Raw genomic sequence first — 25,744 nt, forward strand, 5'->3', positions numbered from 1 at the left:
ACGCCCCCGTTAGACTGTCCCCCATGGCCATTCTCCTCGCGCATTAGACGGCGGGAACGTCCTCAGCCGTCCATCCCGCCCCCGTATCCGCCCAGGAGTCTGTCCGTGATCTCCGCCTCCGGTATCGAGCTGCGCGCCGGTGCCCGCGTCCTCATCGAAAACGCCTCGTTCCGCATCGCCAAGGGCGACCGCATCGGCCTGGTCGGCCGCAACGGCGCGGGGAAGACCACCCTCACCAAGTGCCTGGCGGGCGAGGGCATGCCCGCCGGCGGCACCATCACCCGCTCCGGCGAGGTCGGCTACCTCCCGCAGGACCCCCGCACCGGCGACCTCGACATCCTCGCCCGCGACCGCATCCTGTCCGCGCGCGGCCTGGACGTGCTGATCCGCAAGATGCGCGACAACGAACAGCGCATCGCCAACGGCCAGGGCGCCACCCGCGAGAAGGCGCTGAGGCAGTACGAGCGCCAGGAGACGGAGTTCCTCACCAAGGGCGGGTACGCCGCGGAGGCCGAGGCCGCCACCATCGCCGCCGCGCTGAACCTGCCCGACCGAGTGCTCGGCCAGCCCCTGCACACGCTCTCCGGCGGTCAGCGCCGCCGTATCGAGCTGGCCCGGATCCTCTTCTCCGACGCGGACACCCTGCTGCTCGACGAGCCCACGAACCACCTCGACGCCGACTCGATCGTCTGGCTGCGGGACTACCTGAAGACCTACCGCGGCGGCTTCATCGTGATCTCCCACGACGTCGACCTGGTCGAGACGGTCGTGAACAAGGTGTTCTACCTGGACGCCAACCGGGCCCAGATCGACATCTACAACATGGGCTGGAAGCTCTACCAGCAGCAGCGCGAGGCCGACGAGAAGCGCCGCAAGCGCGAGCGGCAGAACGCCGAGAAGAAGGCCTCCGCGCTGCATTCGCAGGCCGACAAGATGCGGGCCAAGGCCACCAAGACCGTCGCCGCGCAGAACATGGCCCGCCGCGCGGACAAGCTGCTGGCCGGCCTGGAGGCCGAGCGGAAGTCCGACAAGGTCGCCAAGCTGCGCTTCCCCGAGCCCTCCCCGTGCGGCAAGACCCCGCTCATGGCCGAGGGTCTGTCGAAGTCCTACGGATCGCTGGAGATCTTCACCGACGTCGACCTGGCCATCGACAAGGGCTCGCGCGTCGTCATCCTCGGCCTCAACGGCGCCGGCAAGACGACCCTGCTCCGTCTCCTCGGCGGGGCGGAGCAGCCCGACACCGGCAAGGTCATCGAGGGCCACGGCCTCAAGCTCGGCTACTACGCCCAGGAGCACGAGACCCTCGACCCGGAGCGCACGGTCCTGGAGAACATGCGCTCGGCCGCACCCGACCTGGACCTGGTGGAGGTCCGCAAGACGCTCGGCTCGTTCCTGTTCTCCGGCGACGACGTCGACAAGCCGGCCGGGGTCCTCTCCGGCGGCGAGAAGACCCGCCTCGCCCTCGCCACCCTCGTGGTGTCCTCGGCGAACGTGCTGCTCCTCGACGAGCCGACCAACAACCTCGACCCCGCCAGCCGCGAGGAGATCCTCGGCGCGCTGCGCACCTACAAGGGCGCGGTCGTCCTCGTCACGCACGACGAGGGCGCGGTCGAGGCGCTCCAGCCGGAGCGGATCATCCTGCTGCCGGACGGCGTCGAGGACCTGTGGGGCGCCGACTACGCGGATCTCGTCGCCCTGGCCTGAGCGGCAACCGCGCTTGATCGAATGCGTGATCAACGGCGTATGGATCATTCGGCCCAGCGGTGATCCATCATCTGTGTGAGATCTCCTCGTACCGAGGTGTGTCCTACATCGATTTCGCGGCCGAGCCCCCGATTCTTCCGGGCTCGGCCGCGCCGCCTTTCTGACCTGGCCTTTTCCTCCACCATTCGTTCGGCCGTCCGGACGCCACTCTTCGGAATTCAGCATTCCGCATGTGGGGATGTGCTCCCGTCGTCACAACCTTGTCTCACGGACCTTGCCGAATGGGTGGCCAGGAAGGCCCGGAGGGGTGATCATGAGGAGACCAGAGCGCACTTCCCATGAGGAGGCACGGGTGGCCGAGACTCTGAAGAAGGGCAGCCGGGTGACCGGCGCCGCGCGCGACAAGCTCGCGGCAGACCTGAAGAAGAAGTACGACGCCGGTGCGAGCATCCGGGCGTTGGCCGAGGAGACCGGCCGCTCGTATGGCTTTGTGCACCGCATGCTCAGTGAGTCGGGCGTCACGCTGCGAGGGCGTGGCGGGGCGACCCGGGGCAAAAAGGCCACGGCCTGACCCCGGGTGGCCCCTTCGGCTCCGATGGTGGCCACCCGGTCGGTCGACTGATCGGCCGGGTGGTTACTGTGCAGTCACTTAGCTGACCGCACACATCGGAGGCGTCCCATGGCTTCGCCCGACAAGGACCTCGTTCCCGTACTCGACAAGGACGGCGTACGGCTCACCGTCGACGACGCGATCGCCACGGTGACGCTGACCAACCCGGACAAGCGCAACGCGCAGAGCCCCGCTCTGTGGCGGGCGCTGACCGAGGCCGGGCGGCAGCTGCCGGGCTCCGTCCGCGTCGTGGTGCTGCGGGCCGAGGGCAAGTCCTTCTCGGCCGGGCTCGACCGACAGGCGTTCACTCCCGAGGGCTTCGACGGCGAACCGTCGTTCATCGACCTCGCGCGCGGCGCCGACGCCGAGTTGGACGCGACCATCGCCGAATACCAGGAGGCGTTCACCTGGTGGCGGCGCAGCGACATCGTCTCCGTCGCCGCTGTCCAGGGGCATGCCATCGGGGCGGGCTTCCAGCTCGCCCTCGCCTGCGACCTGCGCGTCGTCGCCGACGACGTGCAGTTCGCCATGCGCGAGACCAGCCTCGGACTCGTGCCCGACCTGACGGGCACGCACCCGCTGGTGGGACTCGTCGGATACGCCCGCGCGCTGGAGATCTGCGTCACCGGGCGCTTCGTCACGGCCGAGGAGGCCGTGAACACCGGCCTGGCCGGCCTTGCCGTGCCCGCCGGCCAGCTGGACGACACGGTCCGCGACCTCGTCTCGGCCGTGCTCGCCGCACCACGCGACGCGGTCATCGAGACCAAGGCCCTGCTGCGCGGCGCCCAGGACCGCACGTACGAGGAGCAGCGCGCGGCCGAGCGCCAGTCCCAGGCCCGCAGGCTGCGGGACCTCGCGGGCATCGAGGACTGAGCCCGCCGAACGCGACCCGAGCCGCCGCCTTCGCGCCCGCGCGGCACCTCGGCGGGACCTGAAGCGCGCTCAGCCGACCGCGCTCGCGCCCGCGCGGCGTCTCCCGGCGGAGCCGGAAGCGCGCTCAGCCGACCGCGCTCGCGTCGGCGCGGCACGGCCGCGCCGGGGCCTGAAACGCGGTCAGCCGATCGCCCTTGTGCCCCGCGCCCCACGGCGTGGCGGGGCCGGGAGGGCTGTCAGCCGATCGCGCTGAGGCCCGTGCGGCGTCTCCAGGCGGACTCGGAAGCGCGGTCAGCCGACCGCCCTTGCGCCCGCGCCCCACGGCGTGGCGGGGCCGGGAGGGCTGTCAGCCGATCGCGCTGGCGCCCGTGCGGTGTCTCCAGGCGGACTCGGAAGCGCGGTCAGCCGACCGCCCTTGCGCCCGTGCGGCATCTCCGGGCGGGAGCGGGGAGGGCTGTCAGCCGACCGCGCTGGCGCCCGTGCGGCGTCTCCGGGCGAAGCCGGGAGCCCGGTCAGCCGATCGCGCTCACCACGACCGCCACCGTCGGGTGATCCGACAGCGTTCGCCGGACCGCCGTCCGGACCTCGCGGGCCACGTCCCGGGCCCGCCGGTCCGAGGCCACCGCCAGCTCCAGCCGGACATGGCGGTGGGGCAGCGCCGCGCCCTCGGGGAACAGCAGCTCGATGTGGACGGGGTGGCCCAGCGTGCCGGTCGGATGGAGCACACCCGGGACGCCGAGCGCGGCGGCGGCCGCCCGGGCCTCGTCATCGCCCTTGGCCTGCGCTGCAACCGGCAGCCCGGGAAGGCCCGGGGCCGTGCGTTCCGCAGGCCCCTCCTCGCCCTCCTCCAGCAGCCCCGTCACCCGTAGGTCCACCTCGGTCACCGTCAGGCCCAGCCGCTGTTCCGCCGCGGTCGCCAGCGTCTCCCGCAGCAGGGTCGCCGTCGCCGGCAGGGGCTGCGAGGCCGTCGCGGCGAACTCCGCCATCACCCGCAGCGGCCCGGGCGGCAGCGCACTAGGCGGAGCCGGTACGGCCGGCTCGGCGGTGTCCGCCGTGTCGGCGACCGCGACCCGGAGCGCGCCGAGGCGCACACCCGGCGCGCCCCACGCCGCACGCCGCAGCACCTCCTCCGCGGCCCGCTCCGCGATCCACGCGCCGTCCCGCGCGTCACCCAGCGGCAGAAGCCTGCCGATTCCCAGCTGATGTCTCACTGCCTGCGTCCATCGATCGGCCGTCATTCCACCAGCCTGCCGCATCAGAGGCGCGCTCCCGCGCAACCGTGCTTACGGTGGTCCAAGGACGACGACCGAAGGGACGTACGGCGATGACTGACACCACCGAGACCCGGGGCGGGGAGTCCGACACGCAGGCGGCACGCAGGAGCCCGCTGGTCAAGCGCGAGGGGGGAGACCCGGGCTCCCGGGGCCGGACGACCATCGCGGACGGCGTCGTGGAGAAGATCGCCGGGCTGGCCGCACGTGACGTCGACGGTGTGCACGCCATGGGCAGCGGCATGTCCCGGACCTTCGGCGCCGTGCGCGACCGGGTGCCCGGCGGCGCCAAGTCGGTGACGCGCGGGGTGAAGGCCGAGGTCGGTGAGGTGCAGGCCGCCCTCGACCTGGAGATCGTCGTGGAGTACGGCGTGTCGATCGCCGATGTGGCGCGGGGCGTACGGGAGAACGTCATCAACGCCGTCGAGCGGATGACCGGCCTCGAGGTCGTCGAGGTCAACATCGCGGTGAGCGACGTGAAGCTGCCGGACGAGGAGGAAGAGGAACCGGAGCGCCGGATCCAGTGAGGCACGGGCCATCGGACAACACAGCGGCTGAGGAGCTGAGGAGCGCATGAGCATGGCCGTGGTCGGCATGATCGCCGGCATGGCGCTGGCTTTCGCCGGATATTTCGGCGGATTCGGTGCCTTCGTGCTGGTGGCGGCGCTGGGCGCCGTCGGCTTTGTCGTCGGCCGGTTCCTGGACGGGGACATGGACTTCGGCGACTTCTTCCGTGTCCGTGAACGGCGGCGGTGACGCCGGTGAGTACGGGGGCCGGTGAGCTCGAAAGACCCCTGAGCGTCGTCCCGCCGGGCGAGCGCGGCGGGACGCGGATCGCCGACCGGGTCGTCGCGAAGATCGCCTCGCAGGCGGCCCGCGAGGCCGTCGGCACGCTGCCGCCCGACGCCGGCCGGCCCTCCGCGTCCGTCGTCGTCCATCACGACGTCGCCCACGTCCGGGTCCACATCGAACTCGACTACCCCTGCGACATCGGCGCCCGTTGCCGCACGGTGCGCCGCCACGTGGTCGAGCGGGTGGGAGACCTGGTGGGCATGCAGGTGCCGGAGGTCGTCGTCCAGGTGGAGCGGCTGCACCTGGTCGCCGGGCCCGGCGCGGTTCAGGGGAGGACGCGATGAACGAACCCCAGGGCGCACAACCGCCGGAGGACTCCACGCAGCGCCTGCCCGTCCTCGACGGGCAGGAGACGGACAACGCCGGCGGACCCGGCCGGTCCGATACCTCGGACGCCCACGAGCCACCGCCCGGGCCCGGAGCCGACGGCGGCCGCCAAGGCCGCTTCTGGTCGGCGCGCCGCGTCCCCGCGGGCATCGTCGCCCTGCTGCTCCTGGGCCTGACCGGGCTGTTCCTCTACGACATCGTCTCCGTGCGCGCCGGCCGGCCCGGCATGTACTGGCGGCGGGAACTGGCGCGGCAACTCGCCGAACGGCCCCTCGACGACACGTGGGTGCTCGTCGGCGCCGGGGTCACCGCCGTCCTCGGCCTCTGGCTGCTGATCCTGGCCGCCACACCCGGCCTGCGGGCCGTGCTCCCGATGCGGCGCACCCACACCGACGTCCGTGCCGGACTGCACCGGGACGCCGCCGCCACCGCGCTGCGGGACCGGGCCATGGAGGTGGCCGGCGTGCAGTCGGCACGGGTGAAGGTCCGCCGGAGGCGGGCCGACGTGCGCGCGATGGCGCACTTCCGGGAAGTGGACGACGTGACGACCGATCTGGACGCCGTGCTCGCCGACGCGGTCAGCGGACTGGGGCTGTCCCGGCCGCCCGCGCTGTCGGTGCGCGTCCGGCGGCCCGGCCGGAAGGGGTGAGCAACGGTGCTCAGGACCGTCGATCGTGTGTTCCTCGGCCTGGTGGGCCTGGTCCTGCTGGTGCTGGGCGGCTCCGTCCTGGCCGTCGGCCTCGGCGCCCCGGTGCCCTCGTGGTGGATCCACGACAGCAAGCACGACGTGCTGCTGAGCAACGCCGAACGCACCCGCTGGCGCGACGAGGGCTGGTGGTGGCCGGTCGTCATCGCCGCCCTCGCGGTGCTGCTGCTGCTCGCCCTGTGGTGGCTGGTCGCGGTCCTGCGCCGGCGCCGCCTCGCCGAGGTCCTCGTCGACACCGGCGACGGCGACGGCGCGCTGGTGCGGGGCAGGGCTCTGGAGAACGCCCTCACCCAGGAGGCGGCCCACGTCGACGGCGTGGACGCGGCCCACGCCCGCCTGGGGGGCCGCCGCAGCACCCCCGAGGCCCACGTACGTCTCGCACTGGAGCCGCACGTGGACCCGGGGACGGCCTTGACCGACTTCACGACCGGAGCCTTGGCCCACGCGAAGACCTCGGCGGGGCTTGAGTCACTTCCCGCGGAGGTACGCCTGCGGGGCGTCAAGCACGGCGCGGAGAGAGTGAGTTGACGAGGCGCGCCAGTGGTACGCGCCCCGAGGGGCGCGGGGCTGGATCGCATGCGGCTCCGCCGCGTGGGCGCGACCGGCCCCCGCGACCCGCGGACGGCGACGGTCAGAACCCGTGGCGTGCTCCGCCGTCGACGGGCACCATCACACCGGTCAGGTAAGCAGCGGCCGGCGACATCAAGAACGCCGCCACCCGCCCGAACTCTTCGGGCGCCCCGTACCGGCGCAGCGGAATCCGCGACTCCGACGCGGCCCGGGTCGCCTCGGGATCCGCCGACAGCGCGTCGAGCTGCCGTACCCGGTCGGTGTCGATGCGCCCGGGCAGGACACCGACCACCCGGATGCCCCGTGGCCCCAGTTCGTCGGAGAGCGACTTGGCGAATCCCGCGAGTCCCGGCCGCAGCCCGTTGGAGATGGTCAGCCCCGGGATGGGCTCGTACACGGACCCGGAGAGGACGAACCCGATGACGCCTCCGGCCTCCATCTCGGCGGCCGCGGCGCGGGCCAGCCGTACCGCACCGAGGAACACCGACTCGAACGCCGTCTGCCACTGCTCGTCCGTGTTGTCCGCGACGAACCCGGCCGGCGGCCCGCCCACGCTGACGAGGACACCGTTGAAACGGCCGAAGTGCTCCCGGGCGGCCCCGATCAGCCGGGCCGCCGCCTCCGGGTCGGCGTTGTCGACGGCCACCCCGACCGCGTTCGGTCCCAGCTCGGCGGCCGCCTCGGCGACACTCTTCTCGTCACGCCCCGAGACGACCACCTTCGCCCCGTCCGCGACGAGCTCACGCGCGGTGGCGTTGCCGAGGCCTCGCGTGGCCCCGGTGACGACGTACACCCGGTCCTTCAGTCCAAGATCCATGGTCCCTATCCTGCCCCGTCCCCGCCGAACAGGGCGAGGGCGGTGTTCACCAGCCCGATGTGACTGAACGCCTGGGGGAAGTTGCCGAGATGCCGGCCGGTCACCGGGTCGAACTCCTCGGACAGCAGCCCGACGTCGTTGGCGAGCCCCGCCAGCCGCTCGAACAGCTCCCTGGCCTCCTTCGCGCGGCCCGTCATGGACAGGGCGTCGGCGAGCCAGAACGAGCACACCAGGAAGGCGCCTTCGCCGCCGGGCAGTCCGTCGACGTGCCCGTCGTCCGTGCTGTAGCGGCGCAGGAAACCACCGCCGTGGGCCAGCTCCTCGCGGACCGCGTCGATCGTGCCGATCACCCGGGGGTCGTCCGGCGGCAGGAATCCGACGCGGGGGATGAGCAGCAGCGCGGCGTCCAGTTCGCGTGAGCCGTAGGACTGCGTGAAGGTGTTGCGTTCCGCGTCGTAGCCCTTCTCGCACACCTCCTCGTGCACCTCGTCGCGCAGCGCGCGCCAGCCGTCCAGGTCGCCGTCCAGCTCCGGATGGAGCTCCAGGGTGCGTACGGCACGGTCGGCGGCCACCCACACCATCACCTTCGAGTGCACGAACTGGCGCCGGCCGCCGCGCACCTCCCACAGCCCCTCGTCCGGCTGCTGCCAGTGGGTGCGCAGGAAGTCCATCAGGGCCGTCTGCAGCGCCCACACGTCCGGCTGCGGGGACAGGCCCGACTCGCGGGCGAGCGACAGGGAGTCCATGACCTCGCCGTAGACGTCCAGCTGGAGCTGTTTCACGGCGTCGTTGCCGATGCGCACGGGGGCGGAGTCGACGAAGCCGGAGAGCCACGGCAGCTCGAACTCGGGCAGCCGGCGCTCGCCCGCCACGCCGTACATGATCTGCAGGTCCGCCGGGTCGCCCGCGACCGCGCGCAGCAGCCAGTTCCGCCAGGCCTCCGCCTCGTCCTGGTAGCCCGCGGCGAGCAGCGCGTTGAGGGTGAGGGTGGAGTCGCGCAGCCAGCAGTAGCGGTAGTCCCAGTTGCGGACCCCGCCCGGTTCCTCGGGCAGCGAGGTGGTGGGGGCGGCGACGATGCCGCCCGTGGGGGCGTAGGTGAGCGCCTTGAGGGTGATCAGTGAGCGGACGACGGCGTCCCGGTACGGGCCGTCGTAGCGGCAGCGCGACACCCAGGCCCGCCAGTCCTCCACGCTGTGGCGCAGTGCGTCGTACGGGTCGACGAGCGGCGGGCGCGGTTCGTGGGAGGGGTGCCAGGTCAGGACGAAAGCGACCTTTTCCCCCTTCTTGACGGTGAACTCGGCGTGCGTGCCGAAGTCCTCGCCCCAGCTGGTCACCTCCGGCTCGCTGCGCAGCCAGGCCGAGTCCGGGCCGGCGACCGCGACACGGTGGCCGTCGGCCTTGCGCACCCAGGGGATGATCGAGCCGTAATCGAAGCGCAGCTTGAGGACGCTGTGCAGCGTCACCTCGCCGTCGAGGCCCTCGACGACACGGACCAGGTCGGGGGCGCGGTCACGCTGGGGCATCAGGTCGGTGACCCGGACGGACCCTTGCTCCGTGTCCCACTCGGTGTCCAGGACGAGGGTGTCGCGGCGGTAGGCGCGCCGGGTGCAGCGGTCCGCGCCCACGGGGGCGATGCGCCAGTAGCCGTTGTCCTCGTCACCGAGCATTCTGGCGAAGCAGGCGGCCGAGTCGAAGCGGGGCAGGCACAACCAGTCGACGGATCCGTCCGTACCGACCAGGGCCGCGGTCTGTTCGTCGCCGATGAGCGCGTAGTCCTCGATGCTGGGCACCCAGTGCGGGTTCCCGGCAAGTCGGCGTGGCAATCAGGGCGGGGGCCGGGGGAGTGACGTGTCCTGGCCGACAGAACGGGGGCGTCGGTCCCGACGCCCCCGGCCTGTCCACCGCCGGTGTCTACACCGCCGCCGGCTCGGCCTCCGTCGTGTCGGCCGCCTCGGCCGCCTTCTGGGCCCGGTCCCTGGCCTCGCGGCGGGCCAGGACCGTCCAGCCGACCGGGAGGGCCGCGGCGAACAGCCACCACTGGATGGCGTACGCGTAGTTCAGCGCCGCGTCCTCCTTACCCGGGTTGCCCATGAGCTCGGGGGTGTCGCCCTTGGGCTCGGGGGCGGTCTGGGCGATGTAGCCGCCGAGTACCCGGGCGTCCAGGCGCCGGGCCTGCTGCTCGCTGTTGATCAGCATGATCTGCCGGTCCGGCAGGCCCTGGAGGTTCTTGATGCCGCTCGCCGCTGTCGTCTCGTCGGGCATCAGCCGCCCCTCGACGGTGACCTCACCGCTCGGCGGCGCGGGAACCTTGGGGAACGTCGTCTGACTCGGGCCGTCGGAGGGGATCCAGCCCCGGTTGACCAGCAGCACCTTGCCGTCGTCGAGGACGAACGGGGTCAGGACGTGGTAGCCGACCTCGTCGTCGGAGTTGGTGCGGCGCCGGACGACGACCTCGTTCTCCGTGTCGAAACGGCCCTTCGCCGTCACCGTGCGGTACCGCTCGGCGCTGGTCACGGTGTGCCCGGGCGCGGTCAGCTTCTCCACGGGCACCGGATCGGCCGCCAGCGCGTCGGTGACCAGCTGGTTCCGGGCGGTGCGCTCCTCGTAGCGATGCATCTGCCAGATGCCCAGCCTGATCATCGTGGGGATGAGGAGCAGGGCGATCAACGTGAGGATCACCCACTGCCGGGACATCAGGAAGCGGTACACCCCACGACCGTACAACTCGGTCGTGGGGTGCATTCGGTCGGGTACGGGTTCAGACCTTGTCGACAATTCCTGCCTTTCCCTCCGCGCGGGCGCAGTGGGCGCCGCAGTACCAGTGGCCCTCGACCTCGACGCCCTGGCCGATGATCTGCACCCGGCAGTGCTCGCAGATGGGGGCCATGCGGTGGATCGCGCAGGAGAAGCAGTCGAAGACGTGCACCGCGCCCTGCGCGTGCACCTCGAAGGTCATTCCGTACTGATTGCCACATACCTCACAGGTCGCCATGCGCCACAGGGTGAGCCGTCCTCCCCGTGCGAGCGAGCGGGCGCCGGGCGAGTCGCCCGGCAATCACCCGTCCGTACGGTCACCGCTGCGACATGGGTCACCCCCGGGGGCGGCTCACCCCTCCGGCGCCGGCTCCACATCCGCGAGGAGTTGCCCGAAGGCCGCCTCGTCCACGACCGGCGTCCCGAACTGCCGGGCCTTGACGACCTTGGAGGTGCCCGAGTCCGGGTCGTTCGTGACGAGCAGGCTGGTGAGGCGGGACAGGCTCGTGGCCACATGCAGCCCGGCCTCGGTCGCACGGTCCTCCAGCAGCTCCCGCTCGGTGGAGGTGTCACCGGAGAAGGCGACCCGCATGCCCTGCTTGAGCCGCCCGCCCGCCTCGTAGCGCCCGGGGTTGGGGTAGGGGCAGGCGGGGCGCTTGCGGGACGGGCGCCAACTGCCCGGCCGGTAGCCGCCGTAGCCTCCGGGGCCCGCCTGCTGCCCGATGCGGGGCGCCGCGGGACGGTCCGTCCACTCCGTCAGCGGCCGGCACTCGTGCAGCGGCAGCCGTACGTTGTTCGCCGCCGCCGCCCGCAGGCTCGGCCGGAACGCCTCCGCCAGCACGCGCGCGTCGTCCAGGGCGTGGTGCGCCCGCTGCTGCACGACGCCGAAGTGGGCCGCGAGGGACTCCAGCTTGTGGTTGGGCAACGGCAGCCCCAGTTCCTTGGAGAGCGCGATGGTGCACAGCCGCTGCCGCACCGGCGCCTCGCGCTCGGCGCGTGCGAACTCCCGGGCGATCATCTGCCAGTCGAAGACGGCGTTGTGCGCCACGAGCACCCGTCCCGCCAGCCGGGCCGTGAACTCCTCGGCGATGTCGGGGAAGAGGGGCGACCCTTCGAGTGCCTCGCTCGTCAGTCCGTGGATCCATACGGGGCCCGGGTCGCGCTCGGGGTTGACCGTCGTGTACCAGTGGTCCTCGACCTCGCCGCGCTCGTCCAGCCGGTAGACCGCCGCGGAGATGATGCGGTCGTCCCGGGCCAGGCCCGTGGTCTCCACGTCAACGACCGCGTATCCCTTGGGATACGCGGCCGGCCACGGCGTGGCCGAGAACACTGCGGTCGTCAGGTCTTCCAGCATGGTCACCGAGGATACGGGCCGCGACTGACACCGCCGTCCGCCAGGTGGGCCGGCGGGCCCTTCCGACACCCCCTCAGGCGTGTTGTCCGATCTGTCCGTTCGAGGGGTGTACGTCTGATCGGTCCTCAGTGGATCAGCCGGGCGTCCCGTCTCGTGAGGTCTGAATCCGCCTCGTACCGGATTGGCGGAGATCACCAAGAAGCAAGCGCGTACCGTCGGTAATACTTGTCGGTAACAACGTCTGGCCGGGGCGGGCCGCCGGTCCTACGGTGCTTGCATGCCGAACCTGCCCGATGTCGTGCTGTGGTCCGTCCCGGCCTTTGTGCTGCTCACCGTGGTCGAGATGGTGAGTTACCGCCTCCATCCCGACGATGACGCGGAGGGCTACGAGGCGAAGGACGCCGCGACGAGCGTGGGCATGGGGCTCGGCAGCCTCGTCTTCGACTTCGTGTGGAAGATCCCGATTCTGGCGATCTACACGGCCCTCTACGAACTCACCCCGCTGCGCGTGCCCGTGCTGTGGTGGACCGTCCCGCTGATGCTGCTCGGGCAGGACTTCTTCTACTACTGGTCCCACCGCGGCCACCACGTCATCCGCCTCCTGTGGGCCTGCCATGTCGTCCACCACTCCAGCCGGAAGTTCAACCTCACCACCGCGCTGCGCCAGCCCTGGACGTCCCTGACCGTGTGGCCGTTCTACGTCCCCCTCGTCGTCGCCGGCGTGCACCCCGCCGCGCTCGCGTTCTGCTCCTCGGCGAACCTCGTCTACCAGTTCTGGATCCACACCGAGCGCATCGACAAGATGCCCCGCTGGTTCGAGTTCGTCTTCAACACCCCCTCCCACCACCGCGTCCACCACGCCTCCCAGGGCGGCTATCTGGACCGCAACTTCGGCGGCATCCTCATCGTCTGGGACCGGCTGTTCGGGTCGTTCGTGGCGGAGACCGAGCGGCCCCGATACGGGCTGACCAAGAACATCACCACCTACAACCTGTTCAAGGTGGCCACGCACGAGTACGTGGCCATCGCCATGGACCTGCGGGCGGCACGCAGTTGGCGCGAGCGCGCGGGACGCGTGTTCCGCGGACCGGGCTGGGGACCGGGACCGGCGGCCCCCACACCGGCTCCGTCCCCGGCCGACGCGCCGGCCCTGTCCCCGGGCGCCGCACCGGTTCCGTCCCCGGCCGACGCGACCACGCCCGTTTCCGGGAGCGGGCCGGTTTCCGGGGGCGGGCCGGTTTCCGGGGGCACCCCGGGCCCCGCCGCCGTACCGGTCGGCGACGCCGGGACCACCCCGGCCGGGAAGAGCTCGCCGGCGTGAACCCCTCGCGTCTTCTCCTGGCCGCCTTCGGCCTCGCCGCCGCCGTCGACCTCGTCTGCCTCGCGACCGGTGCCGACGCCGGGCACACCGTCGCCAAGCCCCTGCTGATGCCGCTCCTGGCCCTGTGGGCGGCTCTGCGCAAGGCGCCCAGGCCGCTCCTGGCCGCCCTGCTGTTCGGCTGGGGCGGGGACGTCCTGCTGCTGTCGGACGCCGAGCCGGCCTTCCTGGCGGGCATGGCCTCCTTCGCAGCGGGCCATGTCTGCTACCTCGTGCTCTTCACGACGTACGGCAGCCGGAACGCGGTCCCACGCGCGCGTGCGGGCGTCCTGGCCCTCGGCTACGCCGCCGCCCTCGTGACGACCGTCGCGCTGCTCCGGCCGGACCTGCCCGCGGACCTGCGCCTGCCCGTCGCCGGCTACAGCCTCCTGCTCACCGCCATGGCCTACCGGTCCGCCATCCGGCTCGGTCTCTTCGCAGGCCTCGGCGGAGCGTTGTTCCTGCTGTCCGACACGCTCATCGCCACCGGTGTGGCCGGGTGGCCGCAGCCGCCCGCCCCGGACTTCTGGATCATGCTCACGTACATCGCCGCGCAGGCCCTGCTGACGGCCGGCACACTCGGGGCGCTCGGCGCACGCGGGGCGCCGACCGCCACGTACGGCGAGATGCGCGCGGTCTGAGGCCTGCTGGCGCAGGGCTGCGATACCGGCGAGGAAGATGTCGACACCGACGAGGAACTGCTCGCGGTCGTCGTGCTCGCCCAGTCGCGTCGCCGCCGCGTGCACGAACGGGTACCGGCCGGGGTCGATCTGCGCCCACTGCGCGGCGGCGTTCTCCAGGAAGGTCTCCCGGTCCGTGTCGCCGCCTGCGCGCAGCCGTGCGTGCGCGGCGTTCTGGGCGGCGTTCGCCGAGGACGTAGTTCACGAGCGCTCCGGCCGCGTCGAAGCGCGCCTCTTCCGGAACGCCGAGGGCGTCCAGCAGCCGGCCGATGCTCTCGTAGAAGTCCAGCAGGGCGGGCCGCCACGGTTGGCGGGAGAGCTCTGCCCCGACCCAGGGGTGGGCGTCGATCGCGTCGAACAGGCCGAGGACCAGGCGGCGCAGACCGGTGCGGGGGTCCGCGTCGGTGACCGCGCCCGACAGCACGCCGGTGATGACGTCGTCCGTGGCCGCGGCGAGCAGGTCACCCTTGTCCGCGACGTGGTGGTAGATCGCCCCGTAGCCGGTGCTCGGGCGCACGGTGAGCGCGCGCAGCGTCAGCGCCTTCTCGCCGCCGCTGTCCAGGATCTCGATCGCGGTCCGGATGATCAGCTGCCTGGACAGGCCGTCCGTCCGCCGCGGGGCCCGCGCGGATCCCGTCGCCGCTCTCTTCACCATCATCGACGAGCATGCTCCGCACAGCGTGCTCGCCCTGATGACCGGTGCCGGGCAGGACGTGTGACCCGTGGTCACCGGCTCGGCGCCAAACCGCTGACCGGCGTTCCCCGAGGCCGCAGACGCACCGGCGTCACCAGCGGATGGGCGCCGGAAGCGCCGTCAGGACCCCGGACACCGCGACCGCCAGGCCCAGGGCGACGACTTCCGCCCGGGCCGGAGCACACGCGGTAAGCGGGTCGGCGGCCCGGTGCAACCGTCGCCTGGCCCACACCGCGAGGGCGGCGACGACCGCCACGAGCAGCACTTTGGCGAGCAGGACGCGCCCGTACGCGGTCCCGGTCAGCTGCTCCGGGATCGTCTCCGGCGGCATCCGGCGCAGGGAACTGCACACACCCGTCGCGGTGATGGCGGCGAGCAGGACGACCGCCACGCGCGCGTAGAGACCCAGCAGGGCCGCGCCCGCCGCCGCGTCGGGCCGGCCGTGCCACAGCCGCAGGACGCGCAGCGCGTGCAGCAGGCCACCCGCCCACAGTGCCGCGCAGGTCAGATGAACGAGCGTCAGCCCGGTGCCGGTCAGTGGAGTGTGCTCGGTCGTGGGGTGTACGCGCAGCGCCTCGGCGACGACCACGGCGGCCAGTGGCCAGACCTGCGTGACCGGCCGGCGCGACGCGGCGCACAACCCTGCCGCCAGGAACGCGTTGACCTCCAGCAGGGCGAGCTTGCCGTCCCGGGAGGAGTAGAGCCCCCCGATGTCGATGTCCGACACTCCGCCCGGCACGACATTGCCCGTGGCAACGACCGTGGCGAGACCGAGGGCGGCGACGAAACCGGCGGCAGCCGCGAAAGGGGACCAACTGCAAGGCACAACCGGGTACTGCCCCGTCACCGTGCCCGTCCCACTGCCCGGCTCCGTACCCGCCCCCGGCTCCGCGTCGGGCCCGGGGCCGGCCCCCGTGCCGGGCAGCGACCGCGCCAGGCGGTTCACGAACAGTTCGCCGACGGGTATGCACAACGCCGCGAACAGCACCGTGCGCAGCAGGGCTATGCCGCCGGCGCCGGGCGCTTCGGCCTCCCCGGTGCCGTGCAGCGCGGCTGACGGGCCGAGCAGCGGGACCAGCGCGGCCAGGGCCACCAGCACCAGGACGGCGACGGACCGGCCCGCACCGGTGCGCCGTACGGGCCCGTGGCGATCGGCCGGCCCGGGCGGGGATTGTGTCGGGGTCACCCCAGGATCTTCACCAACCTTCACACAGCCGGGCAAGTCAGCCGGAAATCAGCCGACCCGGGATGCGGCCGACCACCACAGCCGCACCTCCTTGTACTCATCCGTCGGCCTCAGCTCCCAGCCCTGCGCGAGCGCGACTTCGGCGACGTACCACCCGCCGACTCCCCGGTAGTCCCGCAGTGGTATCGCGCACTCCACGGGTGGCTTCGGCTTCTTCGGCCGGGCCGGCGCGGAGGCCCGGGCGGTCCACTTGCCCACCGCCTTCTCCACGCGCGCCCTGTAGTACGCGACGTCGCCCTCATGACGCAGCTCGGGCCAGGACACGCACCAGGAGGCCATGCGCATGACTCCGCCGAGCGCCCTGTCCGTGGCCTTGAGGAAGCGGCCTTCGAAGGAGTTGCTGAAGGGGGTGATGGCATCGGCGAACAGGCTCAGCACGAGGATCACGGCGAACATCGCAGCCCACATCGCACACACCACCGGGAACCACACGACACTCCCGGCGAACCGCAGGGCCAACCGCCGGCGCGACCGCACGGGTCGGGCCGTCCAGGTCGCCGGATTCTCGTACACGTCCATGACAAGGAATCCTGCCGCAGACGCGAAGCGGGCCGGACGGGTGCCCCCGCCCGGCCCGGATCTCCTTCACACGAGCTCTACTTGGTCACCGCGTCCAGCGCGTCCGCCATGCCCCAGCCGTAGAAACCGTTGCGGTTCTTCGAGCCCTCGCACACCGCGTCGACCTTGCCGTCCGCGTTGATGTCGTACGGGTCCGTGCACGGCGTGGCGTCGGCCTCGGCGTACAGCAGGGCCTTCACCAGGGCCGGAGAGGCGTACGGGTGCGTCGACTTGATGAGCGCGGCGACGCCCGCGACGTGCGGGGACGCCATCGACGTACCGGCCATGTAGCCCCACTTGCCGCCGGGCAGCGTGCCCAGGATGAGACCGCTCGTGGCCGGCGCCTCCGGCTTCTGGTAGGCGGTCGAGTCACCGCCCGGGGCGGCTATGTCGATGGTGCGCAGACCGTAGTTGGAGAAGGACGACTTGAGGCCCTTCGCGCCCGTCGAGGCGACCGTGACGACACCCGGCAGCTGGGTCGGGATGTCGAGGCACTTCGAGGGGTCGACGACCCGGTCGCCCGTCGTGCTGTCGTTCGGGGACGACGGGTCGGTGATCTCGTCGGAGGCGAGGTCGTAGTTCTCGTTGCCGGCCGCGGCGACGTTGACCGCGCCCTTCTTCTCCGCGTACCGCGAGGCCCGGGTGACGGCGTCCACGAGTGCCCTCTGGTCCGGGTCGTTCTTGCAGTTGAAGTACCAGGGGTCCGTGTAATAGCTGTTGTTCGTCACGTCGACCCCGTGCTCGGCCGCCCACACGAAGCCGCAGACCACGGCCTCGGTGTAGAAGAAGCCGTCCGGGTTGGACACCTTGATGCCGGAGACCTTCACCCCGGGCGCGACACCGGTCATGCCGACGCCGTTCTTGGCGGCGGCGATCTCACCGGCGACGTGAGTGCCGTGCGGGCTCTCCGCGGCGCCCGGCCGCCAGGCCCCGTCGGCCGTGTCCGGCTTGCCCGACACGCAGTTGACCGACGCCTCGCGGTCGAAGTTGGGCGCGATGTCGGGGTGGGTGTCGTCCACACCGGTGTCGATCACGGCGACCGTGACCTTCTTGCTGCCCAGCGTCTTCTCGTGCGCCTTGTCCGCCTTGATGGCGGGCAGGTCCCACTGCTGGGGCTGCAGCGGGTCCTGCCCGGCCGGGGCATCGGCCGCGGCGACCTCGGCCGCGCTCAGCACCTTCGGCGCGCCCAGGTCACCCGTCGACGCCGAGGGCAGCGGCGCGGTGCGGGTGGCCCCCGCCGACTGCACGCCGCGCACCGTGCGGATCGTCTTGGCGAAGTCGGCGTTCGAGGAGTGGACGACGAGCACGCCGATCTGGTCGTACGACGTCACGATCGTGCCGCCCGCCTTGGCGACGGCCTTCTTCACGTGCCCCGAAGTGCCGTGCCCCGGCTTGACGTTGACGACGTAGCTGAGCGGGGTCGCCTCGGCCGCGGTGGGGGCCTGGGCGTCCTCGGCGGCCGTGGCCACGCTGTTCGGCAGGAAGGCGAGGGCCGTGGCCACGGCCATCCCGGCCGGGATCGCGACGGCGCGGCGGTAGCGCGCGTACGGCGCAGTCATGGTGTCTCCAGTTCGTTCACGGTACGAGCTGATCGTGCGGAGGTCTCGGTGGCGGGCCGGGTCACTTGACCGCGCGCAGCGCGTTGACGATGCCGTGGCCGTAGAAGCCGTTGAGGCGCTTGCCGCCCTCGCAGACCGCGTCCTGCGTGCCGTCGCCGTCCTGGTCGTAGGAGGCGGGGCAGGCGATCTCGTCGGCCTGGCCCTTCAGCAGCGCCTGCAGCTGGGCCGGAGACGCCCAGGGGTGCTTGGACTTCAGCAGCGCGGCGACGCCGGAGGCGTGCGGCGAGGCCATCGAGGTGCCCTGCAGGAAGCCCCAGGTGCCGTTCGGCAGGGTGGAGAGGATGCGGCCGTCCTTCGACGGCGTGTCCGGGATCTGGTAGCGGCGGTCACCGCCCGGCGCGGCGACGTCGACGACACCCTTGCCGTACGTCGAGAAGTACGACTTGACGTTGTCGACGCCCGTCGAGCTGACCGTGACGACACCCGGCAGCTGGTTCGGCACGTCGAAGCACTCGTGCGGGTCGATGGTGCGCTCGACCGGGGTGGAGTCGTCCGGGCTGGAGTCGTCGACGATCGCGTCCGAGTCCAGGTCGTGGTTGGAGTTGCCCGCCGCGGCGACGTTCAGCGTGCCCTTCTTCTGGGCGTACAGCTGAGCCCGGTTGACCGCGTCGACGATGGCCCGCTGGTCAGGGTCGTCCATGCAGTTGTAGAGCCACGGGTCGACGTAGTAGCTGTTGTTCGTGATCTCCACGCCGTGGTCGGCGGCGAACACGAACGCGCACACGACGCTCTCCGGGTAGAAGAGGCCGTTCGCCCGGTCGGTCACGTTGATGCTGGACACCTTCACGCCGGGAGCGACGCCCGCCACGCCGACGCCGTTGCGGGCGGCGGCTATCTCACCCGCGACATGCGTGCCGTGGTAGTCCTCGGCGGTGTACGGCCGCCAGGCGCCCTCACTGGTGTCGGGCTTGCCGCCCGCGCAGTTGGCGGACTGGGAGGCGGAGAAGTTCGGGGCTATGTCGGGGTGGGTGTCGTCCACACCGGTGTCGATCACGGCGACGGTCACCTTGCGGCTGCCCGGGTTGATCTGCGCGGCCTTGTCGGCGCCTATCGCGCGCAGGTCCCACTGGTCCGCTTCGAGGGGCTCGCTCTCGGGCGTCGTCGCCGAGGCGGCCTCGGTGCGCTTCGCCTGGGCGGCCGTAAGGTACTCGACCGCCCCCTCCTCCTTCGTCCCCGCGGGCGCCAGCGGCGTGGTCCGCGTCGCGCCGGCGGACTGAACCCCGCGCACCTTGCGGATCGTCTTGGCGAAGTCGGCGTTCGAGGAGTGGACGACGAGCACGCCTATTCGCGCGTACGTGGCCACGACCGAGCCGTCGGCCTTCCCGATCGCCTTCTTCACCGAGGCGATCGTGTGGCGGTCCACCTTGGTGTTGACGACGTACGCCAGCTTCGGCGCGTCCGCTGTCCGGACGGCCGACTCCGCCCGCGGGGCCGCCGACGCGGCGGCGGGCAGGAAGCCCAGCGAGGCAGTCAGGGACAGCACGACGGGCACGGCGAGAGCGAGCCGGCGTCTGGAACGCAAATGCGACATGGGGTCTCCACATCTCCGGAAACGAAACCGGCCCGAGGCACAGGTGGTGCCCGGGCAGGTACATGACGTGGTGGTGCAGGGTGAAGCTATCCCGCCCTCTCGCTGGCCAGCAACGCTTTGTCGAAACGACTTCGGAAACAACGCCGGGCGTTTGAACCGGTTCTCACGCGGCGCCGTGACGTTGAACAAGGAGCGCGAGGACACGCGCCTCCGCCCATGTTCACAACCGCTGCCGTCCTTGCGAGGAGACTTTCGTGGCCACCGACGCACCGCCCCCCTCGAAAGAGCAACACAAGCTCCCCTCACCCGAGGAGTTCGCCGAGGTGCACGAGAGCGCGGAGTTCGGTGAACTGCGCCGCTCCTACCGCTCCTTCGCCTTCCCGCTGACCATCGGCTTCATCGCCTGGTACCTGCTGTACGTCCTGCTTTCGAACTACGCGGGCGGCTTCATGGGCACCAAGCTGTTCGGCAACATCAACGTCGCCTTCGTCCTCGGCGTCGCCCAGTTCGTCACCACGTTCCTCATCGCCTGGTGGTACTCGCGGCACGCCGCCGCGAAGCTCGACCCCAAGGCCGAGGCCATCAAGACCCGGATGGAGAGCGGCGCATGAGCCCCGTACAGCAGACCTTCCTCGCCGCGAACGAGGCCAGCGAGCACCGCCCGCTGATCATCACCCTGTTCGCGCTGTTCGTCCTCGCGACCCTCGGCATCACCATCTGGGCGGGCCGCCAGACCAAGGACGCCGCCGACTTCTACGCCGGCGGCCGCCAGTTCAGCGCCTTCCAGAACGGCCTCGCCGTCTCCGGCGACTACATGTCCGCCGCCTCGTTCCTCGGCATCGCCGGCGCGATCGCCATCTTCGGCTACGACGGATTCCTGTACTCCATCGGCTTCCTGGTCGCCTGGCTCGTCGCCCTGCTCCTGGTGGCCGAGCCGCTGCGGAACTCCGGCCGCTACACCATGGGCGACGTCCTCGCGTACCGCATGCGCCAGCGCCCCGTGCGCACCGCCGCCGGTACCTCCACGATCGTGGTGTCGATCTTCTACCTGCTCGCGCAGATGGCCGGCGCGGGCGTCCTCGTCTCGCTGCTGCTCGGCATCACCTCCGACGCCGGCAAGATCCTCATCGTCGCCCTGGTCGGTCTCCTGATGATCGTCTACGTCTCCATCGGCGGCATGAAGGGCACCACCTGGGTCCAGATGGTCAAGGCCGTGCTGCTCATCGGCGGCACCATCCTGATCACCTTCCTGGTGCTGCTGAAGTTCAACTTCAACATCTCCGACCTGCTCGGCACCGCCGCCGAGAACAGCGGCAAGGGTGCCGCCTTCCTGGAGCCCGGCCTGCAGTACGGCGCGACCGGCACCTCCAAGCTGGACTTCATCTCCCTGGGCATCGCCCTGGTGCTGGGCACCGCCGGCCTGCCGCACATCCTGATCCGCTTCTACACGGTTCCCGACGCCAAGGCCGCCCGTAAGTCCGTGAACTGGGCCATCGGCATCATCGGCGGCTTCTACCTGATGACGATCGCGCTCGGCTTCGGCGCCGCCGCGCTCATCTCGCAGGAGGAGATCATCGCCTCCAACCCGTCCGGCAACACGGCCGCACCCCTGCTCGCCCTGCACCTGGGCGGTGTCGACTCGACCTGGGGCGCGATCCTGCTCGCCACGATCTCGGCGGTGGCCTTCGCGACGATCCTCGCCGTCGTCGCCGGCCTCACCCTGGCCTCGTCGTCCTCCTTCGCGCACGACATCTACGCCAATGTCATCCGCAAGGGGAAGGCCTCCGGCGCCGAGGAGGTCCGCGCGGCCCGCTGGGCGACCGTGTTCATCGGTGTCGTCTCCATCGGCCTGGGCGCCCTGGCCCGCGACCTGAACGTGGCCGGCCTGGTCGCCCTCGCCTTCGCGGTCGCCGCCTCCGCCAACCTGCCGACGATCCTCTACAGCCTGTTCTGGAAGCGCTTCACCACCCAGGGCGCCCTGTGGTCGATCTACGGCGGTCTGTTCGTCGCCGTCGGCCTGGTGCTGTTCTCGCCCGTCGTCTCCGGCGACCCCAAGGCGATGTTCCCCGAGGTCGACTTCGCCTGGTTCCCGCTGAAGAACCCGGGCATCATCTCCATCCCGTTCGGCTTCCTCATGGGCTGGCTCGGCACGGTCCTGTCCAAGGAGGAGCCCGACGCCAAGAAGTACGCGGAGCTGGAGGTCCGGTCCCTGACCGGCACCGGAGCCCACTGAGCACGGCCCCTCCCGCGCGGCCGTGTCGTAGGAACCTCCAGGTCCCTGCGGCCCGGCCGCGTCCCGCGTCGTGGGATCGGGCCTGTGGCGTTGTCGGTGCGGTCACGTAGGCTCGCAGATGTCGGAGAAACGGCGCCGCACGCACGATCCGCGACGAGGGAGGGGGCCCACGTGCTCATCGACACCTACGGCCGGGTGGCCACCGACCTGAGGGTCTCACTGACCGACAGGTGCAATCTGCGCTGTACGTACTGCATGCCCGAGGAGGGCCTGCAGTGGCTGGCCAAGCCGGATCTGCTCACCGACGACGAGATCGTCCGCCTGATCGACATCGCGGTCACGTCCCTCGGGATCGAGGAGGTCCGCTTCACCGGCGGCGAGCCCCTGCTGCGCCCGGGTCTGGTCGGCATCGTCGAGCGAGTCGCGGCCCTGGAATCACGCCCCCAGATGTCGCTGACCACCAACGGCATCGGCCTCAAGCGCACGGCCACGGCCCTGAAGGAGGCGGGCCTGGACCGGGTCAACGTCTCCCTCGACACGCTCCGCCCGGACGTCTTCAAGACCCTCACCCGCCGCGACCGCCACAAGGACGTCATCGAGGGCCTGTACGCCGCCCGAGACGCGGGCCTGACCCCGGTCAAGGTCAACTCGGTCCTGATGCCGGGGCTCAACGACGACGAGGCCCCCGACCTGCTGGCCTGGGCCGTGGAGCACGACTACGAGCTGCGCTTCATCGAGCAGATGCCGCTCGACGCCCAGCACGGCTGGAAGCGCGATGGCATGATCACGGCCGGCGACATCCTGGCCTCCCTGCGCACCCGCTTCGAGCTGACCGCCGAGGGCGAGGAGAAGCGCGGCTCGGCCCCGGCGGAGCGCTGGCTCGTCGACGGCGGCCCGCACGTGGTCGGCGTCATCGCCTCCGTCACCCGCCCCTTCTGCTCGGCGTGCGACCGCACCCGCCTCACGGCCGACGGACAGGTCCGCACCTGCCTGTTCGCCCAGGAGGAGACAGACCTGCGCGCCGCGCTGCGCTCCGGCGCCCCGGACGAGGAGATCGCTCGCATCTGGCGCCTGGCGATGTGGGGCAAGAAGGCGGGAGCGGGCCTGGACGACCCGACGTTCGTACAGCCGGACCGGCCGATGTCGGCCATCGGGGGTTAGTGCGTCGCCCTCAGGGGCGCGGGGCTGTATCGATGTGCGGCTCCGCCGCGCGAGCGCGAACAGCCCCCACCGGCCAGGATCAGGCGCCCCGCGCTTCCCAGTCCTTCAGAAGAACCACGTCCTTCAAGAACCCCCGCACCCCGAGGAACTGCGACAGATGCTCGCGATGCTCCTCACAGGCCAGCCACGTCTTGCGCCGCTCCGGCGTATGGATCTTCGGGTTGTTCCACGCCAGCACCCACACGGCGTCGACACGGCAGCCCTTCGCGGAACAGATGGGCGTCTCGTCACTCACAGCTTTCGTCCCACAGAAAAGGCGACGCCGAGCAGCCACGGGGGGAGCTGCCCGGCGTCGGTCCGTCGCTCCGACGGGGGATGCGGAGCGCGTACGAAGTATGTCACGGGTAACCCCGACCCCGGCACTGGAACAACATGATTGATCTGAGCTTTTCTTGAGCTTGGCGGAAAGCTGACTTCCCTTTCCGATCCCCCCTGCGCTCCCTCGATCTCCCCCCGCGGGCGGCCCCTACCGCTCGTGCGATTCGCTCCGCGCACCCGCCCCCGGCCCGGACACCGCATCCTCCGCAACCGATTCTCCCGACCGGTCACCCGGACCCGACGGGCCGATCATCGGACGCGCATGCGACACCACGAACGTCGACGGCAGAGACGGCGCGTTCTCGCGCCCCGCGTTCGCGATCACCACCGCGATGTACGGCAGTACCAGCCCGAGCACCAACGCCACGATGGCGACGTGCCGTTCGACGTTCCACAGGGTGGCCGCGAGGACCACGGAGATCGTGCGGACCGTCATCGAGATCACGTACCGGCGCTGCCGCCCGCGTACGTCTTCCTGAAGTCCCGTCCGGGCGCCGGTGATCCGGAAAACCTGGACGTTGTCGCCGCCGTGCTGCTTCCGCATCGCATTCCACCATCCGCCCGTATCGGACTCTCCCCGCCCCGTAGCCGTCCCCGGCCGGCCGGGGAAACCTGACCAGGACAGTTCTTACGGTACGCCGCGGTTGCGACGGCCACGAGACCGGGTTGCGTACCGTCCGGGCGAACGGCCTGCGCCGTCCCGCGTACGGTCCGCGTCGGCGTGCGGCGTACGGCGACTGGGCCGACACTGGCCGTAGTGCTCACGTCGAGCCGCACGAGGAGGCAGCGATGGGCTGGTTGTGGGCGATCATCGTAGGACTGGTGCTCGGCCTGATCGCGAAGGCGATCATTCCGGGCAAGCAACATCTTCCCCTGTGGCTGACCGTCATCCTGGGCATGATCGGCGGCATCGCCGGCAACGCCATCGCCCGGGCGGCCGGCGTCGACGCCACATCGGGAATCGACTGGTGGCGGCACGTCTTCCAGCTGGTGATGGCGATCATCCTCGTGGGTCTGGGCGACCGGGCCTGGACGGCGGCCAGAGGAGACAGAAGCAGGGCGTAACGGGGAGCACGGCGAAGGGGACGGTCTCCGTTTTCGGAGACCGTCCCCTTCGCCGTCGCGCTCTCAGCCGCCCGTGACCTCGACGGCGGCCAGATTCTTCTTGCCCCGGCGCAGCACCAGCCAGCGGCCGTGCAGCAGGTCCTCCTTCGCGGGGACGGCGTCCTCGCCGGCGACCTTGACGTTGTTCACGTAGGCCCCGCCCTCCTTGACCGTGCGCCGCGCGGCCGACTTGCTGGCCACCAGACCGACCTCGGCGAACAGGTCCACGGCCGGGCCGAGCTCGGCGACCCGGATGTGCGGCACCTCCGACAGGGCCGCCGCCAGCGTCCGCTCCTCGAGCTCCGCCAGCTCGCCCTGCCCGAAGAGGGCCTTGGACGCGGCGATCACGGCGGCCGTCTGGTCGGCGCCGTGCACCAGTGTCGTCAGCTCCTCGGCCAGCGCCCGCTGCGCGGCCCGGGCCTGCGGACGCTCCTCGGTCTGCCGCTCCAGTTCCTCAAGCTCCTCACGGGAGCGGAAGGACAGGATGCGCAGGTACCGGGAGATGTCCCGGTCGTCCACGTTCAGCCAGAACTGGTAGAACGCGTACGGCGTCGTCATCTCCGGGTCGAGCCAGACGGCGCCGCCCTCGGTCTTGCCGAACTTGGTGCCGTCCGCCTTGGTCATCAGCGGCGTGGCCAGCGCGTGCGCGGTCGCGTCGGGCTCCAGGCGGTGGATCAGGTCCAGGCCCGCCGTGAGGTTGCCCCACTGGTCGCTGCCGCCCTGCTGGAGCGTGCAGCCGTAGCGCCGGTACAGCTGCAGGAAGTCCATGCCCTGCAGGAGCTGGTAGCTGAACTCCGTGTAGCTGATGCCCTCCGAGGACTCCAGTCGCCGGGCCACGGAGTCCTTCGTCAGCATCTTGTTGACGCGGAAGTGCTTGCCGATGTCGCGGAGGAACTCGATCGCGGAGAGGTTCTCCGTCCAGTCGAGGTTGTTGACCATGACGGCCGCGTTCTCGCCCTCGAAGTCCAGGAAGGGCTCGATCTGGGCGCGCAGCTTGGCGACCCAGCCGGTGACCGTCTCCGGGTCGTTGAGCGTGCGCTCCGCGGTCGGACGCGGGTCGCCGATCAGGCCCGTGGCACCGCCCACCAGCGCCAGCGGCCGGTGACCGGCCTGCTGGAGCCGGCGCACGGTGAGCACCTGCACCAGATGTCCCACGTGCAGCGACGGTGCCGTCGGGTCGAAGCCGCAATAGAACGTGACGGGACCGTCCGCGAGCGCCTTGCGCAAAGCGTCCTCGTCAGTGGACAGGGCGAACAGCCCGCGCCACTTCAGCTCGTCGACGATGTCCGTCACGGTTCTCGATCTCCTTGGATGATCTTCGGGCAGTCGGGTGACAGCCGACTAC

General features: G+C 71.2%; 28 protein-coding genes and 1 pseudogene. 15 read left to right on the forward strand and 14 right to left on the reverse strand.

The genetic code is table 11. The features are described from left to right. Positions 1-105 precede the first annotated feature (105 nt). The 3 genes from ABTX60_RS03730 (at position 106) to ABTX60_RS03740 (ending at position 3,187) form a co-directional block, all read left to right on the forward strand. A complete protein-coding gene (locus ABTX60_RS03730) occupies positions 106-1,704 on the forward strand; it encodes an ABC-F family ATP-binding cassette domain-containing protein (protein ID WP_062926080.1) in 1,599 nt (532 codons plus the stop codon). A 352-nt stretch (positions 1,705-2,056) separates the two neighbouring features. Continuing rightward, positions 2,057-2,275 carry a helix-turn-helix domain-containing protein gene (locus tag ABTX60_RS03735; RefSeq protein WP_010037790.1) on the forward strand — a complete coding sequence of 73 codons (219 nt, stop codon included), beginning with the start codon at positions 2,057-2,059 and terminating at the stop codon, positions 2,273-2,275. Between the two features lie 108 nt (positions 2,276-2,383). Then, positions 2,384-3,187 carry an enoyl-CoA hydratase/isomerase family protein gene (locus tag ABTX60_RS03740; protein ID WP_352095448.1) on the forward strand — a complete coding sequence of 268 codons (804 nt, stop codon included), beginning with the start codon at positions 2,384-2,386 and terminating at the stop codon, positions 3,185-3,187. 512 nt (positions 3,188-3,699) lie between these two features. Here ABTX60_RS03740 and ABTX60_RS03745 read toward each other — a convergent pair. After that, complete coding sequence (locus ABTX60_RS03745; protein WP_352095449.1) at positions 3,700-4,425, reverse strand: nucleopolyhedrovirus P10 family protein; 726 nt, start codon at positions 4,423-4,425, stop codon at positions 3,700-3,702. Between the two features lie 86 nt (positions 4,426-4,511). On the opposite strand from ABTX60_RS03745, the gene ABTX60_RS03750 reads away from it, so the two are divergent. Genes ABTX60_RS03750 through amaP form a run of 5 tightly spaced genes read left to right on the forward strand, consistent with a single transcriptional unit; the run spans position 4,512 to position 6,871 of the window. After that, on the forward strand, positions 4,512-4,985 hold the full coding sequence (locus ABTX60_RS03750; RefSeq protein ID WP_352095450.1) for an Asp23/Gls24 family envelope stress response protein: 474 nt from the start codon (positions 4,512-4,514) through the stop codon (positions 4,983-4,985). Between the two features lie 46 nt (positions 4,986-5,031). After that, positions 5,032-5,214, forward strand: coding sequence for a hypothetical protein (locus ABTX60_RS03755; protein ID WP_033310926.1), 183 nt, complete (start codon positions 5,032-5,034; stop codon positions 5,212-5,214). Continuing rightward, positions 5,211-5,594 carry a hypothetical protein gene (locus tag ABTX60_RS03760; protein ID WP_352095451.1) on the forward strand — a complete coding sequence of 128 codons (384 nt, stop codon included), beginning with the start codon at positions 5,211-5,213 and terminating at the stop codon, positions 5,592-5,594. The genes ABTX60_RS03755 and ABTX60_RS03760 overlap by 4 nt, the downstream gene beginning before the upstream one ends. Continuing rightward, positions 5,591-6,286 carry a DUF6286 domain-containing protein gene (locus tag ABTX60_RS03765; protein ID WP_352095452.1) on the forward strand — a complete coding sequence of 232 codons (696 nt, stop codon included), beginning with the start codon at positions 5,591-5,593 and terminating at the stop codon, positions 6,284-6,286. Before ABTX60_RS03760 ends, ABTX60_RS03765 begins: the two co-directional genes overlap by 4 nt. Before the next feature lie 6 nt (positions 6,287-6,292). Beyond that, a complete protein-coding gene (gene amaP / locus ABTX60_RS03770; protein WP_352095453.1) occupies positions 6,293-6,871 on the forward strand; it encodes an alkaline shock response membrane anchor protein AmaP in 579 nt (192 codons plus the stop codon). A gap of 103 nt (positions 6,872-6,974) precedes the next feature. On the opposite strand, the gene ABTX60_RS03775 is transcribed toward amaP, so the two are convergent. The 5 genes from ABTX60_RS03775 to ABTX60_RS03795 form a co-directional block, all read right to left on the reverse strand. Beyond that, a complete protein-coding gene (locus ABTX60_RS03775) occupies positions 6,975-7,730 on the reverse strand; it encodes an SDR family oxidoreductase (RefSeq protein WP_352095454.1) in 756 nt (251 codons plus the stop codon). 5 nt (positions 7,731-7,735) lie between these two features. Beyond that, a complete protein-coding gene (locus ABTX60_RS03780) occupies positions 7,736-9,520 on the reverse strand; it encodes a glycoside hydrolase family 15 protein (RefSeq protein ID WP_352095455.1) in 1,785 nt (594 codons plus the stop codon). A 121-nt stretch (positions 9,521-9,641) separates the two neighbouring features. Continuing rightward, entirely contained in the window at positions 9,642-10,439 is a 798-nt protein-coding gene (locus tag ABTX60_RS03785) for an SURF1 family cytochrome oxidase biogenesis protein (protein ID WP_352095456.1), read from the reverse strand. 49 nt (positions 10,440-10,488) lie between these two features. Next, entirely contained in the window at positions 10,489-10,722 is a 234-nt protein-coding gene (locus ABTX60_RS03790; protein ID WP_078615365.1) for a metallothionein, read from the reverse strand. 114 nt (positions 10,723-10,836) lie between these two features. Continuing rightward, entirely contained in the window at positions 10,837-11,838 is a 1,002-nt protein-coding gene (locus tag ABTX60_RS03795) for a DEDDh family exonuclease (RefSeq protein ID WP_352095457.1), read from the reverse strand. A 277-nt stretch (positions 11,839-12,115) separates the two neighbouring features. Here ABTX60_RS03795 and ABTX60_RS03800 point away from each other — a divergent pair, with 277 nt between their 5' ends. Then, positions 12,116-13,159 (forward strand): sterol desaturase family protein, encoded by a 1,044-nt coding sequence (locus ABTX60_RS03800; RefSeq protein WP_352095458.1) that lies wholly within the window; start codon positions 12,116-12,118, stop codon positions 13,157-13,159. Beyond that, complete coding sequence (locus ABTX60_RS03805) at positions 13,156-13,836, forward strand: lysoplasmalogenase (RefSeq protein WP_352095459.1); 681 nt, start codon at positions 13,156-13,158, stop codon at positions 13,834-13,836. The genes ABTX60_RS03800 and ABTX60_RS03805 overlap by 4 nt, the downstream gene beginning before the upstream one ends. Positions 13,837-13,851: 15 nt before the next feature. Here ABTX60_RS03805 and ABTX60_RS03810 read toward each other — a convergent pair. Then, positions 13,852-14,476 (reverse strand): annotated as a pseudogene (locus ABTX60_RS03810) (TetR/AcrR family transcriptional regulator); the annotation flags it as partial. Here ABTX60_RS03810 and ABTX60_RS03815 point away from each other — a divergent pair. Further along, a complete protein-coding gene (locus tag ABTX60_RS03815; protein WP_352095460.1) occupies positions 14,394-14,594 on the forward strand; it encodes a hypothetical protein in 201 nt (66 codons plus the stop codon). The pseudogene ABTX60_RS03810 and the gene ABTX60_RS03815 sit on opposite strands and share 83 nt — an antisense overlap. A 66-nt stretch (positions 14,595-14,660) precedes the next feature. On the opposite strand, the gene ABTX60_RS03820 is transcribed toward ABTX60_RS03815, so the two are convergent. The 4 genes from ABTX60_RS03820 to ABTX60_RS03835 all read right to left on the reverse strand — a co-directional run bounded on the left by ABTX60_RS03820 (position 14,661) and on the right by ABTX60_RS03835 (position 19,523). Further along, on the reverse strand, positions 14,661-15,755 hold the full coding sequence (locus tag ABTX60_RS03820) for a CopD family protein (protein WP_352095461.1): 1,095 nt from the start codon (positions 15,753-15,755) through the stop codon (positions 14,661-14,663). Between the two features lie 48 nt (positions 15,756-15,803). Continuing rightward, positions 15,804-16,334 carry a hypothetical protein gene (locus ABTX60_RS03825; RefSeq protein WP_352095462.1) on the reverse strand — a complete coding sequence of 177 codons (531 nt, stop codon included), beginning with the start codon at positions 16,332-16,334 and terminating at the stop codon, positions 15,804-15,806. 77 nt (positions 16,335-16,411) lie between these two features. Then, the gene (locus ABTX60_RS03830) at positions 16,412-17,932 is read right to left on the reverse strand and encodes a S8 family peptidase (protein ID WP_352095463.1); all 1,521 of its coding nucleotides are present in this window, start codon (positions 17,930-17,932) and stop codon (positions 16,412-16,414) included. A gap of 61 nt (positions 17,933-17,993) precedes the next feature. Continuing rightward, the gene (locus ABTX60_RS03835) at positions 17,994-19,523 is read right to left on the reverse strand and encodes a S8 family peptidase (protein WP_352095464.1); all 1,530 of its coding nucleotides are present in this window, start codon (positions 19,521-19,523) and stop codon (positions 17,994-17,996) included. 254 nt (positions 19,524-19,777) lie between these two features. On the opposite strand from ABTX60_RS03835, the gene ABTX60_RS03840 reads away from it, so the two are divergent. From ABTX60_RS03840 to moaA, 3 genes are all read left to right on the forward strand, one after another. After that, on the forward strand, positions 19,778-20,134 hold the full coding sequence (locus ABTX60_RS03840) for a DUF485 domain-containing protein (protein ID WP_352095465.1): 357 nt from the start codon (positions 19,778-19,780) through the stop codon (positions 20,132-20,134). Further along, positions 20,131-21,756, forward strand: coding sequence for a monocarboxylic acid transporter (locus ABTX60_RS03845; protein WP_352095466.1), 1,626 nt, complete (start codon positions 20,131-20,133; stop codon positions 21,754-21,756). Before ABTX60_RS03840 ends, ABTX60_RS03845 begins: the two co-directional genes overlap by 4 nt. Positions 21,757-21,927: 171 nt before the next feature. Further along, positions 21,928-22,917 (forward strand): GTP 3',8-cyclase MoaA, encoded by a 990-nt coding sequence (gene moaA / locus ABTX60_RS03850; RefSeq protein WP_352095467.1) that lies wholly within the window; start codon positions 21,928-21,930, stop codon positions 22,915-22,917. 79 nt (positions 22,918-22,996) lie between these two features. Here the strand turns inward: moaA and ABTX60_RS03855 are convergent, their stop codons facing one another. Continuing rightward, the gene (locus ABTX60_RS03855) at positions 22,997-23,212 is read right to left on the reverse strand and encodes a hypothetical protein (RefSeq protein WP_352095468.1); all 216 of its coding nucleotides are present in this window, start codon (positions 23,210-23,212) and stop codon (positions 22,997-22,999) included. Positions 23,213-23,443: 231 nt separating this feature from the next. Beyond that, on the reverse strand, positions 23,444-23,839 hold the full coding sequence (locus ABTX60_RS03860) for a DUF3099 domain-containing protein (protein WP_352095469.1): 396 nt from the start codon (positions 23,837-23,839) through the stop codon (positions 23,444-23,446). Between the two features lie 245 nt (positions 23,840-24,084). Here ABTX60_RS03860 and ABTX60_RS03865 point away from each other — a divergent pair, with 245 nt between their 5' ends. Next, positions 24,085-24,360: a GlsB/YeaQ/YmgE family stress response membrane protein gene (locus ABTX60_RS03865; RefSeq protein WP_344459390.1), complete on the forward strand. Its 276-nt coding sequence runs from the start codon at positions 24,085-24,087 to the stop codon at positions 24,358-24,360. 63 nt (positions 24,361-24,423) lie between these two features. Here the strand turns inward: ABTX60_RS03865 and tyrS are convergent, their stop codons facing one another. Then, complete coding sequence (tyrS, locus tag ABTX60_RS03870; RefSeq protein WP_352095470.1) at positions 24,424-25,692, reverse strand: tyrosine--tRNA ligase; 1,269 nt, start codon at positions 25,690-25,692, stop codon at positions 24,424-24,426. Between the last annotated feature and the right edge of the window lie 52 nt (positions 25,693-25,744).

The sequence above is a fragment of the Streptomyces sp. NPDC126510 genome, assembly GCF_040302345.1.
Lineage (GTDB): Bacteria > Actinomycetota > Actinomycetes > Streptomycetales > Streptomycetaceae > Streptomyces.